The sequence below is a fragment of the Halomonas getboli genome, from assembly GCF_023094245.1.
In the GTDB taxonomy this organism is placed as follows: domain Bacteria; phylum Pseudomonadota; class Gammaproteobacteria; order Pseudomonadales; family Halomonadaceae; genus Halomonas; species Halomonas getboli.
On sequence record NZ_JALMEW010000010.1, the window covers coordinates 48,104 to 65,525 of the forward strand.

At 69.6% G+C, this 17,422-nt stretch carries 16 protein-coding genes; 5 read left to right on the plus strand and 11 right to left on the minus strand.

The window, feature by feature from the left end; translation table 11 throughout:
- Nucleotides 1–10 precede the first annotated feature (10 nt).
- From MYL53_RS16265 to dksA, 5 genes are all read right to left on the minus strand, one after another.
- Complete coding sequence (locus MYL53_RS16265; RefSeq protein WP_247855047.1) at nt 11–1,417, minus strand: sigma-54-dependent transcriptional regulator; 1,407 nt, start codon at nt 1,415–1,417, stop codon at nt 11–13.
- Nucleotides 1,395–4,349, minus strand: coding sequence for an ATP-binding protein (locus tag MYL53_RS16270; RefSeq protein ID WP_247855048.1), 2,955 nt, complete (start codon nt 4,347–4,349; stop codon nt 1,395–1,397). The genes MYL53_RS16265 and MYL53_RS16270 overlap by 23 nt, the downstream gene beginning before the upstream one ends.
- Nucleotides 4,346–4,540 carry a hypothetical protein gene (locus tag MYL53_RS16275; RefSeq protein WP_247855050.1) on the minus strand — a complete coding sequence of 65 codons (195 nt, stop codon included), beginning with the start codon at nt 4,538–4,540 and terminating at the stop codon, nt 4,346–4,348. The genes MYL53_RS16270 and MYL53_RS16275 overlap by 4 nt, the downstream gene beginning before the upstream one ends.
- Before the next feature lie 9 nt (nt 4,541–4,549).
- A complete protein-coding gene (gene gluQRS, locus MYL53_RS16280) occupies nt 4,550–5,443 on the minus strand; it encodes a tRNA glutamyl-Q(34) synthetase GluQRS (protein WP_247855052.1) in 894 nt (297 codons plus the stop codon).
- An 88-nt stretch (nt 5,444–5,531) separates the two neighbouring features.
- A complete protein-coding gene (gene dksA / locus MYL53_RS16285) occupies nt 5,532–5,969 on the minus strand; it encodes an RNA polymerase-binding protein DksA (protein ID WP_126481705.1) in 438 nt (145 codons plus the stop codon).
- Between the two features lie 218 nt (nt 5,970–6,187).
- On the opposite strand from dksA, the gene MYL53_RS16290 reads away from it, so the two are divergent.
- On the plus strand, nt 6,188–7,357 hold the full coding sequence (locus MYL53_RS16290) for a pyridoxal phosphate-dependent aminotransferase (RefSeq protein ID WP_247855055.1): 1,170 nt from the start codon (nt 6,188–6,190) through the stop codon (nt 7,355–7,357).
- Nucleotides 7,357–8,124, plus strand: coding sequence for a DNA/RNA nuclease SfsA (gene sfsA / locus MYL53_RS16295; RefSeq protein ID WP_247855058.1), 768 nt, complete (start codon nt 7,357–7,359; stop codon nt 8,122–8,124). The genes MYL53_RS16290 and sfsA overlap by 1 nt, the downstream gene beginning before the upstream one ends.
- On the opposite strand, the gene metW is transcribed toward sfsA, so the two are convergent.
- The 5 genes from metW to MYL53_RS16320 form a co-directional block, all read right to left on the minus strand.
- The gene (metW, locus tag MYL53_RS16300) at nt 8,111–8,704 is read right to left on the minus strand and encodes a methionine biosynthesis protein MetW (protein ID WP_247855074.1); all 594 of its coding nucleotides are present in this window, start codon (nt 8,702–8,704) and stop codon (nt 8,111–8,113) included. The genes sfsA and metW overlap by 14 nt on opposite strands.
- Entirely contained in the window at nt 8,704–9,861 is a 1,158-nt protein-coding gene (gene metX / locus MYL53_RS16305; protein ID WP_247855060.1) for a homoserine O-succinyltransferase MetX, read from the minus strand. The genes metW and metX overlap by 1 nt, the downstream gene beginning before the upstream one ends.
- Before the next feature lie 184 nt (nt 9,862–10,045).
- Complete coding sequence (locus tag MYL53_RS16310) at nt 10,046–10,639, minus strand: YggT family protein (RefSeq protein ID WP_247855062.1); 594 nt, start codon at nt 10,637–10,639, stop codon at nt 10,046–10,048.
- A 45-nt stretch (nt 10,640–10,684) separates the two neighbouring features.
- A complete protein-coding gene (gene proC / locus MYL53_RS16315) occupies nt 10,685–11,509 on the minus strand; it encodes a pyrroline-5-carboxylate reductase (protein ID WP_247855064.1) in 825 nt (274 codons plus the stop codon).
- A 66-nt stretch (nt 11,510–11,575) separates the two neighbouring features.
- Complete coding sequence (locus tag MYL53_RS16320) at nt 11,576–12,283, minus strand: YggS family pyridoxal phosphate-dependent enzyme (RefSeq protein WP_247855066.1); 708 nt, start codon at nt 12,281–12,283, stop codon at nt 11,576–11,578.
- 54 nt (nt 12,284–12,337) lie between these two features.
- Here MYL53_RS16320 and MYL53_RS16325 point away from each other — a divergent pair, with 54 nt between their 5' ends.
- Together MYL53_RS16325 and MYL53_RS16330 are read left to right on the plus strand one after the other, a co-directional pair.
- Nucleotides 12,338–13,372, plus strand: coding sequence for a type IV pilus twitching motility protein PilT (locus MYL53_RS16325; RefSeq protein WP_247855067.1), 1,035 nt, complete (start codon nt 12,338–12,340; stop codon nt 13,370–13,372).
- 18 nt (nt 13,373–13,390) lie between these two features.
- Nucleotides 13,391–14,533, plus strand: a complete 1,143-nt coding sequence (locus tag MYL53_RS16330) for a PilT/PilU family type 4a pilus ATPase (RefSeq protein WP_247855069.1) — start codon at nt 13,391–13,393, stop codon at nt 14,531–14,533.
- Between the two features lie 226 nt (nt 14,534–14,759).
- On the opposite strand, the gene MYL53_RS16335 is transcribed toward MYL53_RS16330, so the two are convergent.
- Nucleotides 14,760–15,890 carry an anhydro-N-acetylmuramic acid kinase gene (locus tag MYL53_RS16335; RefSeq protein ID WP_247855070.1) on the minus strand — a complete coding sequence of 377 codons (1,131 nt, stop codon included), beginning with the start codon at nt 15,888–15,890 and terminating at the stop codon, nt 14,760–14,762.
- A gap of 111 nt (nt 15,891–16,001) precedes the next feature.
- Here MYL53_RS16335 and tyrS point away from each other — a divergent pair, with 111 nt between their 5' ends.
- Nucleotides 16,002–17,201 carry a tyrosine--tRNA ligase gene (tyrS, locus tag MYL53_RS16340; RefSeq protein WP_247855071.1) on the plus strand — a complete coding sequence of 400 codons (1,200 nt, stop codon included), beginning with the start codon at nt 16,002–16,004 and terminating at the stop codon, nt 17,199–17,201.
- Nucleotides 17,202–17,422 lie beyond the last annotated feature (221 nt).

Here is a 17,422-nt window from a genome sequence, read left to right on the forward strand (position 1 = left end):
CTCGGAGGGCTCAGCCGGCGCTGCGGCGGGGCCCCTTCTTGCGCGGAATGCCGAGGCGCTGGCGACGCTCCCACAGGCACTTGCGACTGATGCCGAGCTTCTGGGCCAGCTCGGTCTCGCTCATCTGATCCTGGTGCTCGAGCACGAAGTGCTGGAAGTAGTCCTCCAGCGACAGGTCCTCTTCTTCGTCCTCCGCTCGTTCGCCGGCGGCGGGCGGTTCGTCGTCGAGCTCGGGTGGGGCGGGCGGTGTCGGCGGGGCCGTGCCGCCACGGGGCGCGGGGCCGAGCCCCAGGTCGTCGGGATGGATCAGATGGCCTTCGGCGAGGATCACGCCGCGCTCGAGAGCGTTCTCCAGCTCGCGCACGTTGCCGGGCCAGGGGCAGTCGCGGATCACGCGGCGCGCGGCGCGCGACAGCTTGAGACCCTCGCGCTCGTGGCGGCGACAGGCCTTCTCAAGCAGCGTGTCGGCGATCTCGAGGATGTCGTCCTCGCGGTCGCGCAGCGGTGGGAGGTCGATCTGCATCACGTTGAGGCGATAGTAGAGGTCGAGGCGGAAGCCGCCGGTGCGCGACAGGGCGTGCAGGTCGCGGTGGGTGGCAGCGATCAGGCGCACATCGACGTGGCGGGTCTCCACCGAGCCGATCTTGCGGATCTCGCCCTCCTGCAGCACGCGCAGCAGCCGGGCCTGGGCGTCCAGCGGCAGCTCGCCGATCTCGTCGAGGAACAGGGTGCCGCCGTCGGCGGCCTCGACCAGGCCGGTGCGGGCGGCGCTGGCGCCGGTGAAGGCACCTTTCTCGTGGCCGAACAGCTCGGACTCGATCAGCGTCTCGGGGATGGCCGCGCAGTTCACGCACACCAGCGGCGCCGCGGCGCGCTTGCTCTGCTGGTGCAGGGCGCGGGCCACCAGCTCCTTGCCGGTACCGGACTCGCCCTGGATCAGCACCGTGACGTCGGCCGGCGCGGTCTTGCGGATGCGGGTGTAGACCGCCTGCATGGCCGGGCAGTTGCCGATCATCGGCTGGCGCTCGCCGCCGGGAGCGGTGACGTCGGGCGGCTCGCCCTGCTGCAGGGCGCGCTGGTGGAGCACCCGGGACACGGTCTCGAGCAGCTCGTCGTGGTCGAAGGGCTTGGCCACGTAGTCCACGGCGCCGAGCTTCAGCGCCTCCACCGCCGAGCGCATGCTGGCGTAGCTGGTCATGATCAGCACCGGCACCGGGGCGGCGCGGGCGATCAGCTCGGTGCCGGGGTCGCCGGGCAGGCGCAGGTCGCTGATCACCAGGTCGAAGCCCTGGGGATCGAGGGCCAGCGCCTCGTCCACCGAGCCGGCCTCGCTGACCCGGTGCTCGTGACGCTCCAGCAGGCGCTTCAGGGCGCTGCGGATGATGGCTTCGTCTTCAACGATCAGGATCCGGCTCATCGGTACTCTCAGCATCCTCTCGGTGGAGGGGCAGCCACAGCAGGATTCGTGTGCCGTGGGTCTGCCCGGCGGGCGGGGACTCGATGTCGATCTGGCCGCCATGCTCGGCAACGATGCTGTAGACCAGCGGCAGGCCGAGTCCCGTGCCCTCGCCGGCGGGCTTGGTGGTGGTGAAGGGCTCGAACAGGTGGTCGCGCACCCGCTCGTCGATGCCGTGGCCCTCGTCGGTGACCGTGACCCGCAGCCGTTCGCCCTCCGGCTCGGCGGCGACGATCACCCGGCCGCCGGGCGCGCTGGCGTCGCGGGCGTTGCCGAGCAGGTTGATCATCACCTGCTGCAGGCGCTGGGCGTCGCCGGTCACCCGCGGCGTCGCCGGGCAACGGTTCTCGAACACGACATCCTCCCCCGAGCGGGCGAGGTGGATCAAGTGCAGGGCCTCGTCGGTGACCTCGGCCATCGATACCGGCTGGAAGGCCGCGCCGGTGACGTGGCGGCCGCCGTGGGCGAAGCCGACCAGCGAGCCGACGATGCGCGAGACCCGGTCGGTGAGCTGCTGGATCTGGTCGGCGGTCTCCCGTAGCTCGGGGTCGTCGGTGTCGTAGCGCAGGTTCTGGGCCAGCGAGGAGATGCCGGTGATGGGGTTGCCGATCTCGTGGGCCACCCCGGCGGCGAGCTGGCCGATGGAGGCCAGGCGGGCGGCGTGCACCAGCTCGTCCTCCAGCCACTTCATCTCGCTGTGGTCCTCTACCAGGATGACGGTGCCGCCGTGGGTGGCGCGCTCGTCCTGCCGCTCGGCCTTGTGCAGGCTCAGGAAGCGCTGGCCGCCGGACAGCGTCACCGGCTGCTTGTACAGCTGGCTGGCCGGCTCGGCGAGGATGCGACCCAGCAGCTCGTTCCAGGGCGGTGGCAGGGTATCTCGGTGGGCGCCGATCACCGACTCGCCGGGAATGCCCGAGAGCCCGGCCAGGGCGTCGTTCCACATCAGCAGCTCGCCGTCCTCGCCGAAGGCGCACAGCCCCACCGGCAGCCGGGTCAGGGTGCGGCGGTGGTAGCGGCGCAGGCCGTCGATCTCCCGGGCCAGACCGTTGAGCCGCGGGCGATAGTCCTCCAGGCGATTCTCGACGAAGTGGATGTCCTCGGTGGCGCCGGGACCGTCCTGGCGATAGGGCAGGAAGCGGTCGACGATGTCCTGGGCCACCGAGGGCCCCATCAGCCCGGAGAGATTGGCCTGGATGCGGTCGCGCAGCCGGCGCAGGGCATAGGGGCGGCCGTCGAGCGGCGACATCTGCAGCGCCGCCAGGGCGCGCTCCACCTCGCGCTCGGCGACCTCCTGGCCCAGCGCGCGAGACAGGTGTCGCTTGATCTCCAGGCCGTTGGCGGCCACCAGCGGCAGGCGCATGGGGCGCACCACGGCGTCCACCGAGCAGGCCTCGGCGGCGGCCCGTTCGCCGGCCGAGGTGCGGGTGGCCAGCGAGACCAGGATGAAGCTGAGCACGTTGGCCGCCAGCGAGACCAAGGTGACGAGATACCAGTCGGGCTCGTCGGCCAGCGCCTCCAGCCCCGGCGGGATCGGCGGCAGCCAGGGCGCGCCGCCGAGCAGCGACGGCCATAGCCCGGCCAGCCAGATCGCTACGCCCACGACGAGGCCGGTGACCATGCCCTTGCGGTTGGCGCCGGGCCAGTAGAGCAGTGCCAGCATGCCGGGCAGGCACTGGGCCATGCCGACGAACGAGGCCATCGCCAGGGACGAGAGATCGTGGTGCACGCCGACGAGACGATAGAACAGCCAGCCGCCGCCGATCACCGCGGCGATCAGGGCGCGACGCAGCCAGCGCAGCCAGCGGTAGAGATCGGGCTGGGCGATGGGCGGATGGGCCACCAGCACCAGGTGGTTGAGGATCATCCCCGACAGCGCCAGGGAGATGATGATCATGGTGCCGCTGGCCGCCGCCAGGCCGGCGATGAAGGTCAGGGCGCCGATCCACCACGAGGACGACAGACCGAAGGCCAGATAGGCGCTGCCGGTGAGCGAGGCGTCGACGCCGAGGCGCTGGGCGCCCCACAGGATCAGCGGCACCGGCAGCGCCATCAGCAGCAGGAACAGCGGCATCACCCAGGCGGCGCGCAGCAGGGTGCGGCGGCCCAGCGGTTCGGCGAAGGTGATGTGAAACATGTGCGGCATCAGGAAGGCCGCGGCGAAGAACAGCATCAGCAGGGTGCGCCACTGGGCCGGGGCCAGCGGATGGGTCTCGGCCTGGGCGAGATGGCCCGGGCCGTCGAGCCAGCTCTGGAGATCGCCGGGGCCGTCGAAGATGCCGAACAGCGCGACGGCGCCCAGCGCCAGCATGGCCCCGAGCTTGACCACCGACTCCAGGGCGATCGCCGCCAGCAGGCCGTCCTGGCGCGCGTTGAGGTGGGTATGGCGGGCGCCGAACAGGATCGCGAACAGCGCGATCAGGGCGCTGAGGCCCGGCGCCAGCCACGCCTGCGATGCGCTGCCGGACAGCAGCCGGATGGCGTTGCCCAGGGTCTGCATCTGCAGCGCCAGCAGCGGCAGCACCGCCAGCAGGCTGACCAGCGTGACCAGGGTGCCGACCCAGCGGGAACGAAAGCGAAAGGCGAACAGGTCGGCCAGCGAGGCCAGCTGGTAGGTGTGGGCCATGCGCTGGATCGGCACCAGCAGCATCGGTGCCAGCAGAAAGGCGCCGGCCGCGCCCAGATAGTAGGCCAGGTAGCCGTAGCCGCTGCGGTCGGCCTGCTCGAGGGTGCCATGGATGGCCCAGGCGCTGGCGTAGACGCCCAGGGCCAGGGTGTGGATCGCCGGATGGCGGACGAGGCGTGTCGGCAGCCAGCCGCGCTCCACCGCCAGCGCGCACAGGGCGAGTATCAGCAGGTAGCCGATGCCCAGTGCCAGCAGCCCGACGAGGCTCATTCGAGTTCCTCCCGGCGCCGCTCATCGAGCCGGCGCTTGCGCTCCAGCCACATCGTCAGCGCGATCAGCCCGCCCCAGATCAAAAAGGGGCGGTACCAGGCGGCCCCGGGGCTGCCCCAGCCGCTCATCAGCAGCGGCGAGAACAGGTAGCCGGCGAAAACCAGGAACAGCACGATGCGATAGACGTACACGGCGTCTCCTCAGCCGGCGGCGTCCGTCAGGCGCCGCTCGGGGTCGGCGCGCAGTCGCGCCGGCGACCAGTGCGGGATGGCCCAGGCGAGCTGCTCGGCCACCGGCGCTTCGGCCAGCTCCACCGGCGGTGCCTGGTCGAGCAGTGTCAGGGCGTGGTGCAGCAGCGGTCGCGCCTCGGGTTCGGTCTCCGGCAACGCCGGGGCCAGATTCTGCTTGGAGAGCTTCTGGCCGTCGTCGCCCATCACCAGCGGCAGGTGCAGGTAGCGCGGCTCGGGCAGACCGAGGGCGTGCTGCAGCTGGCGCTGCCAGGGGGTGTTGTCGAGCAGGTCGGCGCCGCGCACGACCTCGTTGATGCCCTGGTCGGCATCGTCCACCACCACCGCCAGCTGATAGGCCCAGAGGCCGTCCTTGCGCTTGAGCACCACGTCGCCGAGCTCGGCCGGGTCGAAGCGCTGCGGCCCGAACAGGCGGTCCTCCCAGCGCACCGGGCGCAGGCCGAGGTCGCTGCGCAGCCGCCAGGCGTGAGGCTTGTCCGGCTCGCACAAGCCGTCGCGGCACCAGCCGGGGTAGATGGGATAATCGCGCCACTGCTTGCGCGAACAGCTGCAGGGGTAGGCCAGGCCCAGCGCCTCGAGGCGGGCCAGGGCGGTGGCATAGGCGTCGTCGCGCGCGCTCTGCCAGGCGACCGGGCCGTCCCAGTGCAGGCCGAAGGCCTCGAGCTGGCGCAGGATGGCATCGCTGGCGCCGGGCGGGCAGCGCGGCGGGTCGACGTCCTCGATGCGCAGGCCCCAGTGGCCCCGCGCGAGGCGGGCGTCGAGGAAGCTGGCCAGGGCGGCGATCAGCGAGCCGACATGCAACGGACCCGAGGGGGTCGGGGCGAAGCGGCCACGATAGGCACTCATGGGCGGCTCCGGAGCGGATGAGACAGGATGATAGAGGAGTGCGGACGGGCGCCGGCGGCGCCCGTCGCGAAAGCGAGCCTGGCGGGTATCAGCCGCCCAGCTGCTTCTCCTTGAGTTCGGCGAGGGTCTTGCAGTCGACGCACAGGGTAGCGGTGGGGCGCGCCTCGAGGCGACGGATGCCGATCTCGACGCCGCAGGCGTCGCAGAAGCCGTAGTCGTCCTCGTCGATCTTCTCGATGGTCTCGTTGATCTTCTTGAGCAGCTTGCGCTCGCGGTCGCGGGTGCGGAGCTCGAGGCTGAAGCCTTCCTCCTGAGTGGCGCGATCCGCAGGGTCAGCGTAGTTGTTCGCCTCCTCCTGAAGATGACGCACCGTGCGATCCACTTCCTCCATGAGCTCCTGTTTCCAGCCCAGCAGGATCTGTCGGAAGTGCTCGAGCTGCTTCTCGTTCATGTACTCTTCACCCGGTGCCGGCTCGTACGGGGTGAATTTCTTGGGCGCTTCCATCTTCTTTTCTGCTACTGGCATGGGACTGCCTCGTTACTTGTGTGACTGCGGATCAATACCCGATGAACTGCTCAAGGTATCTCACGCCAAAGGGATGCTTGTTTAGCGAAAAAACGCGGTCTTTGCAATCCCCCCGAAGCGCCGGACTGCGCCAGCGCAACAAAAGTCGTAACATGCGAGCTTTGACCGTGAGCGGCCGAAAAGATGCCGGTCACGACATGCCGTGCAAGGAGATGCCCATGTCCTGGAGCTCGCGACTCGACGCCGTCGCTCCCTTCCGCGTGATGCGCCTGCTCGAGGCCGCCCAGGCCCGCGAGGCCGCCGGCCACGACGTCATCCATCTGGAGGTCGGCGAGCCGGACTTCCCCACCCCCGAGCCAGTGCAGGCCGCCGGCCAGCGGGCCCTGGCCGAGGGCCACACCCGCTACACGCCGGCCGCGGGGCTGCCGGCGCTGCGCGAGGCGATCGCCGGGCACTACGCGCGCCACTTCGACGCCGAGGTCGACCCGGCGCGGATCATCGTCACCCCCGGCGCTTCCGGCGCGCTGCTGCTGGCCAGCCAGCTGCTGGTCGAGGGCGGCGACCGGGTGCTGATGGCCGATCCTACCTATCCCTGCAACCGCCACTTCATGGCCCTGGCCGGCGCCGAGGTCGATACGGTGCCGGTGGGGCCGGCCAGCGGCTGGCAGCTCGACGCCGCGAGCGTCGCCCGCCACTGGCGCGACGACACCCGGCTGGCGATGCTGGCCACGCCGTCGAATCCCACCGGGCACATGCTCGATGCCTCGGCTTTGGGCGCCGTGGCCGATACCGTCGCCGCGCGCGGCGGCCACCTGCTGGTCGACGAGATCTACCAGGGGCTGTGCTACGACCTCGCGCCGCTCTCGGCCGCCGCGGTGGCGCCGGAGGCCTTCGTGGTCAACAGCTTCTCCAAGTACTTCGGCATGACCGGCTGGCGCCTGGGTTGGCTGGTGGCGCCCGAGGCGGCGGTCGAACCGCTGACCCGGCTGGCCCAGAACGTCTTCCTGTCGGCGCCGACCCCGGCCCAGCACGCCGCCTTGGCGGCCTTCGAGCCCGAGTGCCGCGAGATCCTCGAGGCGCGCCGCCGCGAGCTGGCGCAGCGTCGCGACGCCCTGCTGGCGGGCCTCGAGCGGCTGGGGCTGGCGCCGGACCAGCCGCCCCAGGGTGCCTTCTACCTGTGGCTCGACGTGTCCCGCTATACCCGCGACAGCGAGGCCTTCTGCCGGCGCCTTCTCGAGGAGGAGAACGTGGCCATCACCCCGGGCACCGACTTCGCCCTCGCGGGCGGCGAGCATCACGTGCGCATCGCCTTCACCACCGGCGTCGAGCGGCTGGAGGAGGCCGTGACGCGGCTGGGACGGTTCCTGAGTCGTCAGGAGGGCGCCTGATGGACTATGCCGCCCCGCTGGTGCCGGGCGTGCTGCTGCGCCGCTACAAGCGCTTCCTGGCCGACGTGCGCCTCGACGATGGCCGCGAGGTCGTCGCCCACTGCCCCAACACCGGCTCGATGCGCGCGGTCAACGTGCCCGGCTGCCGGGTATGGCTGTCCCAAAGCGACGATCCCAAGCGCAAGCTGGCCTGGACCTGGGAACTGATCGAGCTGCCTCGGCCGGAGGGCGGCATCGACCTGGCCTCGGTGCATACCGGGCGCGCCAACCGCATCGTCGAGGAGGCGTTGGCGACGGACGCGGTCGAGGATCTGGCGGGTGCCGGCACGGTGAAGCGCGAGGCCAGGGTGGAGGGCGCGAGGCTGGACTTCCGGCTGGATGGCGACGCCGGCGAGACCACCTACGTGGAGGTCAAGCAGGTGACCCTGCGCGAGGACGACGGCCACGGCTATTTCCCCGATGCGGTCAGCGAGCGCGGACGGCGGCACCTGGAGACCCTGGCCGCGCTCGCCGCCGAGGGCCATCGCGCGGTGCTGCTGTTCTGCGTGGCCCACGAGGGCATCCGCTCGGTGGCGCCGGCCGGCCACCTGGACCCGGCCTATGCCGAAGCGCTGCGTCGGGTGGCCGGCGAGGGCGTGGAGGTGCTGGCGCGGGCCTGTCGCTTCACGCGGGAAGGCGAGCGGCCGGTGGCCGTGAGCCTGGGCGAGGCGCTGCCGGTCAAGCTCGACCGGCAGCCGGCAGCGCCCCGTCCGCTCAGCGCCGGGTGACGCGGAAGATCGCGATCTCGCCGAACAAATTGGGCCAGTGGCGCGAGGCCCAGTTGCCACCACGGCTGCCGACGCCGACCGCCCGGTCGACGATCACCAGGCCCTTGTCGCGGCACAGCTGCTCGAAGTCGTTGAAGGTCGACAGGTGGATGTTGGGGGTGTCGTACCAGGCGTGGGGCAGCGACTTGGACACCGGCATGTAGCCGCGCAGTCCGAGATAGGCCCGATGGCGCCAGTAGGCGAAGTTGGGGAAGGTGATGATGCACTCGCCGGCCACCCGCAGCATCTCGTCGAGCATGCGGTCCGGGCGGCGCAGCGCCTGGAGGGCCTGGGTCATCACCACCAGGTCGCAGGCGTCATCCTCGAAGTTGGCGAGCCCCGCGTCGAGGTTCTGCTCGATGACGTTGACGCCCCGGGCCAGACAGGCGGTGATGCCCTCCGGGTCGATCTCCAGGCCGTAGCCGGTGACGTTCTTGCTCTCGGCCAGGGCCGCCAGCAGGGTGCCGTCGCCGCAGCCCAGGTCGAGCACCCGGGCGCCCTGGGGCACCCAGTCGTGGATCCGTTGCAGGTCGGCGCGCATCATGAGCGGTCCTCCAGTCCCTGGTCGCGGGCCACGCGTTCCATGAAGGCGGCGAACACCGCCTGGTAGCGGGGCTCGGGCAGCAGGAAGGCATCGTGGCCGTGGGGCGAGTCGATGTTGGCGTAGCTGACCGCCTTTCCGGCGCGCACCAGGGCGTTGGCCAGCTCCTTCGAGCGCGACGGCGGGAAGCGCCAGTCGCTGGTGAAGCTGACCACCAGGAACGGGCACTCGGCCGGGGCCAGCGCCGCGGCCAGGTCGCCGCCGTGGGCCGCCGCCGGGTCGAAGTAGTCCAGCGCCTTGGTCATCAGCAGATAGGTGTTGGCGTCGAACGAGGTCGAGAAGGCGTCGCCCTGATAGCGCAGGTAGGACTCCACCTGGAATTCCACGTCATAGCCGAAGTTGAAGTCGTCGCTGCGCAGGTCGCGGCCGAACTTGCTGCCCATGGCGTCTTCGGACAGGTAGGTGATGTGACCGACCATGCGCGCCAGCTTGAGCCCGCGTCGGGGCAGGGCGTCGTGTTCGGCGTAGTGGCCTTCGAAGAACTCGGGATCGGAGCGGATCGCCTGGCGGGCGACCTCGTTGAAGGCGATGTTCTGCGCCGACAGCTTGGGCGTGGCGGCGATCACCGCGGCGTGGGCGACGCGCTCCGGGTAGGTCAGACTCCACTGCAGCGCCTGCATGCCGCCGAGGCTGCCGCCGACCACCGCGGCGAAGCGCGCGATGCCGAGCCGGTCGGCCAGTCGCGCCTGGCTGTGCACCCAGTCGATCACCGTCATCATCGGGAAGTCGGGGCCCCAGGCGGTGTCGGTCTCGGGATTGGCGCTGGTCGGCCCGGTGCTGCCGTGGCAGCCGCCGAGATTGTTCAGCGAGATCACGAAGAAGCGATCGGTGTCGATCGACTTGCCGGGGCCGATATGAGCGTCCCACCAGCCGGGCTTGCGGTCGTCCTGCGCGTGATAGCCGGCGGCATGGTGATGCCCGGACAGGGCGTGGCAGATCAGCACGGCGTTGGTGCCCTCGGCGTTGAGGGTGCCGTAGGTCTCGTAGACGAGGTCGTAGGCCGGCAGCGTTCTGCCGCAGGCCAGGTCCAGGGGGTCGTCGAAGTGCGCCGTCTGCGGCGTCACCAGGCCGACCGAATCGCGGGGCAGCTCGGTCATCTGTTCAGGGGTGTCCAGTCGTTTTCGTTGGTATTCGGGGCGGGGCCGGGAGGCTCGGCTCGATCAGCGCCGGGGATGAGCCGGCGCGAGGGGGGCTTGGCCATGGATGGGTTCGTAGCGCCCTCGCGACGGCTTGTCGCCGGAAACGCTCATCGCGAATCCCTGATCGTCGGCGACGTGTCTGCTAGAGCCCCACCAGCGCGCCGACGACGCCGGAGGCGCGGATCAGCGAGCCCACCACGACGCCGTCGATCAGGTTGATGGCGATGAACACCACGATCGGCGAGAGGTCGATCATGCCCAGCGGCGGGATCACCCGGCGCACCGGTGCCATGATCGGCTCCACCAGCTGCATGACCAGGATCGCCGCCGGATGACTGGCGCGAGGCGAGACCCAGCTGAGGATGATCATCACGATCAGCGCGAAGAAGTAGATCTTGAGAATGGCGTTGGCCAGCGCCGCCACGCCGCCGATGGCCAGGTTGGCGATCGGCGCCATGCCGTAGCCGGCCAGCTGCAGGATGGCGACGATGGCGATCAGCTTGACCACGAAGCCGGCCGCCAGGGTGGCCAGGTCGAAGCGGCCCATCACCGGCCCCAGGAAGCTCTGGAAGGGGCGCACCACCGGCTGAGTGATCTTCACCACCGACTGGCTGAGCGGGTTGTAGTAGTCGGCCCGGGATGCCTGCAGCAGGAAGCGCAGCATCAGCAGGAACAGGTAGATATTGACGAGGGTGTTGACCAGCAGCAGGCCGGCGTTTCCCAGTTGACTGCCCATCGGGGCTCCTCCATGTCTTGTGCGATCGGTGCCGCGGCGCTGTGCTCAGTGCTGGCCGAGTTCGTCGGCCATCTCGCGGGCGCGGGCGGCGCAGGCGTTCATGGCCTCGGCGACGATGCGGCGCATGCCGGCGTCCTCGAAGTGCGAGATGGCGCGCTCGGTGGTGCCGCCGGGCGACATCACGTTGCGTTTGAGCTCTCCCGGGGTCTTGTCGCTGTCCATCGCCATGCGCGCCGCGCCGAAGGCGGTCTGCATGGCCAGGCGGCGGGCGGTGTCGGCGGGCAGCCCGAGGCTGACGCCGGCCTCCTCCATGGCCTCGAACATCAGGAAGAAGTAGGCCGGGGCGCTGCCGGAGACCGCGGTCACGGCTTCCAGCAGACGCTCTTCGTCGACCCACTCGACCAGGCCCACGGCCTCGAGCAGTTCGGTGGCGAGGTCGCGCTGGGCTTCGCTGACCCGGGGGTTGGCGTAGAGCCCGGCGGCACCGGCGCCGACCAGCGAGGGGGTGTTGGGCATGCAGCGCACCACGGCGAGATCGCCGCCCAGCCAGGCCTCGAGGGTCTCGGCGGACAGGCCGGCCGCCACCGAGAGGATCAGCGGCTTGCGCTCCTGGACGGCGTCGCGCATGCCGGCGCAGACGTCCTGCATGATCTGCGGCTTGACCGCCAGCACCACCACGTCGGCCTCGGCCACGGCGGTGGCATTGTCGGTGGCGGTGTGAATGCCATACTTCTCGCGCATCGGGGCGAGCATCTCGTCGCTGGGCGAGGTGGCGGTGATGGCGTCGCGGGGATAGCCGCTGTCGATCATGCCGCCGATGATGGCGCCGGCCATGTTGCCGGCGCCGATGAAGGTGACTTGGCTTGCCATGCGTTCAGTCCTGTGTGGGTCGGCGAAGGCGCCGCCGGCGGCATGGCCGGTGGCGCCGTGTGGTGATCAGGCGGAGGTGTCTCGTGCGCCGAAGATGGCGGTGCCGAGTCGCACCTGGGTAGCGCCCTCGGTCACGGCGGCCTCCAGGTCGCCGCTCATGCCCATCGAGAGGGTGTCGAGGCGTGCCTCGGGGAAGCGCTTGCGCAGGTCTTCCAGCGCCTCGCGCAGTCGGGCGAAGGGCAGGCGCTGGGCGGCGGGATCGTCGGCCGGGGCCGGGATCGCCATCAGCCCGCGCAGTCGCAGATGCGGCATGGCCAGCACGGCCTCGGCCAGCGCCGGCAGTTCGGCCGGCGACACGCCCGACTTGGAGGGCTCGTCGCTGATGTTGACCTGCAGGCAGACGTTCAGCGGCGCCATGCTCTCGGGGCGCTGGGCGTCGAGGCGTCGGGCGATCTTCTCACGGTCCAGGCTGTGCACCCAGGCGAAGTGCTCGGCCACGTCGCGGGTCTTGTTCGATTGCAATGGGCCGATGAAGTGCCAGACGATAGCGTTCAGGTCCGCGAGCTCGGCCTGTTTCTCCAGCGCCTCCTGGAGATAGTTCTCGCCGAAGTCGCGCTGGCCCAGGGCATACGCCTCTCGGATCATGGCGGCGGGCTTGGTCTTGCTCACGGCCAGCAGCGTCGCCTCGCCGGGCGCGCGGCCGGCCTCGGCCAGCGCCGCGTCGAGGCGGCGGCGGGCGTTGGCCAGGGCGTCACAAAGTGCCAGGTCCGTCATGTCGCGAGGTCTACCATACTAAGAACACCTTTATCCCGGGAGCAGGGGAATCGCATGGATATTACCGAACTGCTGGCATTCTCGGCAAAACAGAACGCCTCGGATCTCCACCTTTCGGCCGGCCTGCCGCCGATGATCCGGGTCGATGGCGACATCCGCCGGCTCAACGTGCCGGCGATGGAGGATCGCGAGGTCCGCAAGCTGATCTACGACATCCTCACCGACCGCCAGCGGCGCGACTACGAGGAATATCTGGAGACCGACTTCTCCTTCGAGGTGCCGGGGGTCTCGCGCTTCCGCGTCAACGTCTTCCATCAGGCGCGCGGCGCCGGGGCGGTGTTCCGCACCATTCCCTCCGAGGTGCTGACCATGGAGGACCTGGGGCTGGGCGAGACGTTCCGCCGCCTGGCGATGCTGCCGCGTGGGCTGGTGCTGGTGACCGGGCCCACCGGCTCGGGCAAGAGCACCACCCTGGCGGCGATGATCGACTACATCAACGACAACCGCTTCGAGCATATCCTCACCATCGAGGATCCGGTGGAATTCGTGCACCGCAGCAAGCGCTGCCTGATCAACCAGCGCGAGGTGCATCGCGATACCCAGGGCTTCGCTCCGGCGCTGCGCAGCGCCCTGCGCGAGGACCCGGACGTGATCCTGGTCGGCGAGATGCGCGATCTGGAGACCATCCGGCTGGCGCTGACCGCGGCCGAGACCGGCCACCTGGTGTTCGGTACCCTGCACACTACCTCGGCGGCCAAGACCATCGACCGTATCATCGACGTCTTTCCCGGCGACGAGAAGGCCATGGTGCGCTCGATGCTCTCGGAGTCGCTGCAGGCGGTGATCTCCCAGACTCTGCTCAAGCGCCAGGGCGGCGGCCGGGTGGCGGCCCACGAGATCCTGATCGCCACCTCGGCGGTGCGCAACCTGATTCGCGAGGACAAGGTGGCGCAGATCTACTCGGCGATCCAGACCGGCGGCAACCTGGGCATGCAGACCCTGGATGCGGCGCTGTCGCGGCTGGTGTCCGACAACGTGGTGGCCCGGGAAGAGGCCCAGACCAAGGCCAAGGCGCTGCTCGCCAGCTGACGGCGAAGGAGAATGACGATGACCGCGAAAGAATGGCTGTATCAGCTGCTCGATATCATGATCGAGAAGGACGCCTCGGACCTGCTGATCTCGGTGGCCGCCCCGCCGACGCTGAAGATGGCCGGCAAGCTGACGCCGATGGGCGAGGAGGGGCTGTCGGTGGCGCAGGTCGACGAGCTGGTGGCGGCGGCGATGCCGGATACCCACCGCGCGCGCTTCGCCGACGAGAACGAGGCCAATTTCGCGCTCAGCCTGCCGGGACGCGGGCGCTTCCGCGTCAGCGCCTTCCGTCAGCGTAACCAGGCGGCCATGGTGCTGCGCCGGATCGCCTTCGAGATTCCCCATCTCGAGGAGCTGTCGCTGCCGACGGTGCTCGGCGAGCTGGCCAACATCAAACGCGGGCTGGTGTTCGTGGTCGGTGGCACCGGCACCGGCAAGTCGACGACGTTGGCGTCGATGATCCAGCAGCGCAACGAGACCATCGGCGGCCACATCATCAGCATCGAGGACCCGATCGAATACGTGCATCCGCACAACAAGGCGATCATCAACCAGCGTGAGGTGGGCATCGACACCGAGTCGTTCGAGGTGGCGCTGAAGAACACCCTGCGTCAGGCGCCGGACGTGATCCTGATCGGCGAGATCCGCACCCGGGAGACCATGGAACATGCCCTGGCCTTCGCCGAGACCGGCCACCTGTGCCTGGCGACCCTGCACGCCAACAACGCCAACCAGGCGCTGGACCGGATCATTCACTTCTTTCCCCACGAGCGGCACGATCAGGTGTGGCTCGACCTGTCGCTCAACCTGCAGGCCATCGTCGCCCAGCAGCTGCTGCCGACCCGGGAAGGTGGCCGCTGTCCGGCCATCGAGATCCTGCTGAAGTCGCCGCTGATTGCCGACCTGATCCGCAAGGGCGAGGTCTCCGAGGTCAAGAACATCATGGCCCGCTCCCGCGACATGGGCATGCAGACCTTCGATCAGGCGCTCTACGATCTCTACAAGAAGGGGCAGATCAGCGAGGAGGTGGCGCTGGTGCACGCCGATTCGGCCAACGATCTGCGCATGATGATCAAGTACGGCGACGAGCAGGGAGTGGGGCTGGCGCAGGCCAAGGAGGCGGCCAGTCATCTGTCCCTGCGCGGCGAGGACGACTATTGAGTCAGGCTATCTGATTCTGAAATAGGGGGCTGGCGGTGATGAAGCAGAGCGAGGGGTTTTTGGCCAGGGGTGAGGAGCACTGCTCCGAACGGGCGGGCCATGGACGGCCCGCACCGGCCCTGCAGGCGGCACAGGATGCAAGATCACCGCAGGGCCAAAGTAGCGCCCAAGGATGGGTTCATAGCGCCCTCGCGACGCTTTATCACCGGCGTGTTGAAAGTCGTACTCAGGGCGCGAAGAGGCCGCCCAGCACCCGCGGGCCGGTGGCGCCGGTGACCGAGGGCAGGTTGCCGGGCAGGCCTTCGAGGCGGCACCAGGCCAGCCAGGCGAAGGCGGCGGCCTCGAGCCAGTCGGGCGACCAGCCGAAGGCCTCGGCGGTTTCCAGCCGCGTGTCGGGCATGCGTCGCGCCAGGCGGGCCAGCAGGTCCGGGTTATGGGCGCCGCCGCCGCAGGGGATCAGGCACTCGGCGGGCGGCGCGTCGTAGGCGTCGCGGGCCATGTCCACGGCCAGCGCCACGCTGGTGGCGGTCAGCTCGGCCAGGGTCGCCTGGACGTCCTCGGGCCGCTCGTCACCATGGAGATGCGTATCCAGCCAGTCGAGATGGAAGACCTCGCGCCCGGTGCTGCGCGGCGGCGGGCGGTGGAAGAAGGGCTCGGCGAGCAGCCGCTCGAGCAGGGCCTCGTCGACCCGGCCTGAGGCCGCCCAGGCGCCGTCGGCGTCGAAGGCGCCGCCGCGATGGCGCATGTGCCAGGCGTCCAGCAGGGCGTTGGCCGGGCCGCTGTCGAAGCCGAGCGGGGCGCGCTCGTCCTCCGCGGGCGGCAGTAGGGTGAGATTGGCGAAGCCGCCCAGGTTCAGGACCAGCCGCCACTGGCCCGGCGCGCGGAACAGTGACTCATGAAAGGCGGGCGCCAGGGGCGCGGCCTGGCCGCCGGCGGCCAGGTCGCGGCGGCGGAAGTCGGCGACCACCGCGCAGCCGGTGAGCTCGGCCAAGAGGTTCGGGTTGTCGAGCTGCAGGGTGTAGGCCGGCCCGCCGTGGTGGCCCCGGGGGGCATGCTCGACGGTCTGGCCATGGCTGCCCACCGCGGCGATGTCGTCGGGAGCGAGTCCGGTATCCGCCAGCAGCCCGGCCACCGCTCGGGCCTGAGCTTCGCAGAAGTCATGCTCGGCCGCGGCCAGCTCGGCGAAGCGGGCGCCGTCGGCATGGCACAGCGTCCACAGGCGATCGCGCAGCGCCGGAGGCATCGGCTCGCCGCGGGTGGCGATCAGGCGGGGAGGGTGCGTCGCCGAGCACTTGACCAGGGCGGCGTCGATGCCGTCGAGACTGGTGCCGGACATCAGGCCGATGAAGTAGGGCATAAGGGCTCTCGCTGGGGCTCAACCGTCGATGGCTGGCATGGTAACATCCCCGGCCATTGCCAATGTCCTGCGTCGCCCGAACGGGCCGCCCTGCCGAGTGGAGAGGAGAGCATGACCGATGTCGCCGACGCGTTAGCGTTGCTCAAGCGTGGTACCCACGAGATCCTGCTGGAAGACGAGCTGGAGAAGAAGCTGGCCTCCGGCCGCCCGCTGCGCATCAAGGCGGGCTTCGACCCGACCGCGCCGGACCTGCATCTGGGGCACAGCGTGCTGCTGACCAAGATGCGCCAGTTCCAGGATCTCGGCCACACGGTCATCTTCCTGATCGGCGACTTCACCGGCCGCATCGGCGATCCCACCGGCAAGAACGTCACTCGCAAGCCGCTCACCGAGGAAGAGGTCAAGGCCAACGCCGAGACCTACAAGGCGCAGGTGTTCAAGATCCTCGACCCCGAGAAGACCGAGGTGCGCTTCAACGCCGAGTGGTTCTCCGCCATGAGCGCTGCCGACATGATCTCGCTGGCGGGGCAGAGCACCGTGGCGCGCATGCTCGAGCGTGACGATTTCGAGAAGCGCTACAAGTCCGGTCAGTCGATCTCCATTCACGAGTTCCTGTATCCGCTGGTGCAGGGCTATGACTCCGTGGCGCTGGAGGCCGACGTCGAGCTGGGCGGCACCGATCAGAAGTTCAACCTGCTGATGGGCCGCGAGCTGCAGAAGCATCACGGCCAGTCCTCCCAGGTCGTCATCACCATGCCGCTGCTGGAAGGCCTGGACGGCGTGCAGAAGATGTCCAAGTCGCTGGGCAACTACGTCGGCGTCGACGATGCGCCGGGCACCATGTTCAACAAGCTGGTGTCGATGCCCGACAGCCTGATGTGGCGCTACTTCGAGCTGCTCTCGCTGAAGAGCAACGAAGAGATAGAGGCGCTCAAGCGCGACGTCGAGGGCGGTGCTAACCCGCGCGACGTGAAGATGGAGCTGGCCCGCGAGCTGATCGCCCGCTATCACGGCGATGAGGCCGCCGCCAATGCCCACCGCAGCGCCGGCAACCAGCTGGCCGACGGCGAGCTGCCGGAAGATCTGCCGGAAGTGGAGGTCGACTTCGAGGGCAGCGAACAGGCGCCGATCGCCGCATTGCTCAATCGCGCCGGGCTGACCAAGAACAGCGCCCAGGCCAAGGACATGCTCAAGAACGGCCGGGTCAAGGTCGATGGCGAGGTCGTGGAGCCGAGCGCGATGCTTGATACCGGCAAGAGCTACGTGATCCAGGCCGGGAAGAAACGCTATGCGCGAGTCATCGTCGCCTGACGTGGTGGCGAGTGGCGAGACAAACGCCCGCCTCGTGCGGGCGTTCTTGTCTCCGGAGGGTGGGTCGGCCTGTCCACAGGTGGTCGGGTGCAGAAGAGGGTGTGGATAAGGTTATGGCGGACGCGATGTCATGCGCTCGCCACCTGCCTGAAAATAGTTCTTGCGTCGCGGCGGGAGAATCCGTAAAGTACGCATCCGCTGCCGGCGACGGGCAACGTTGC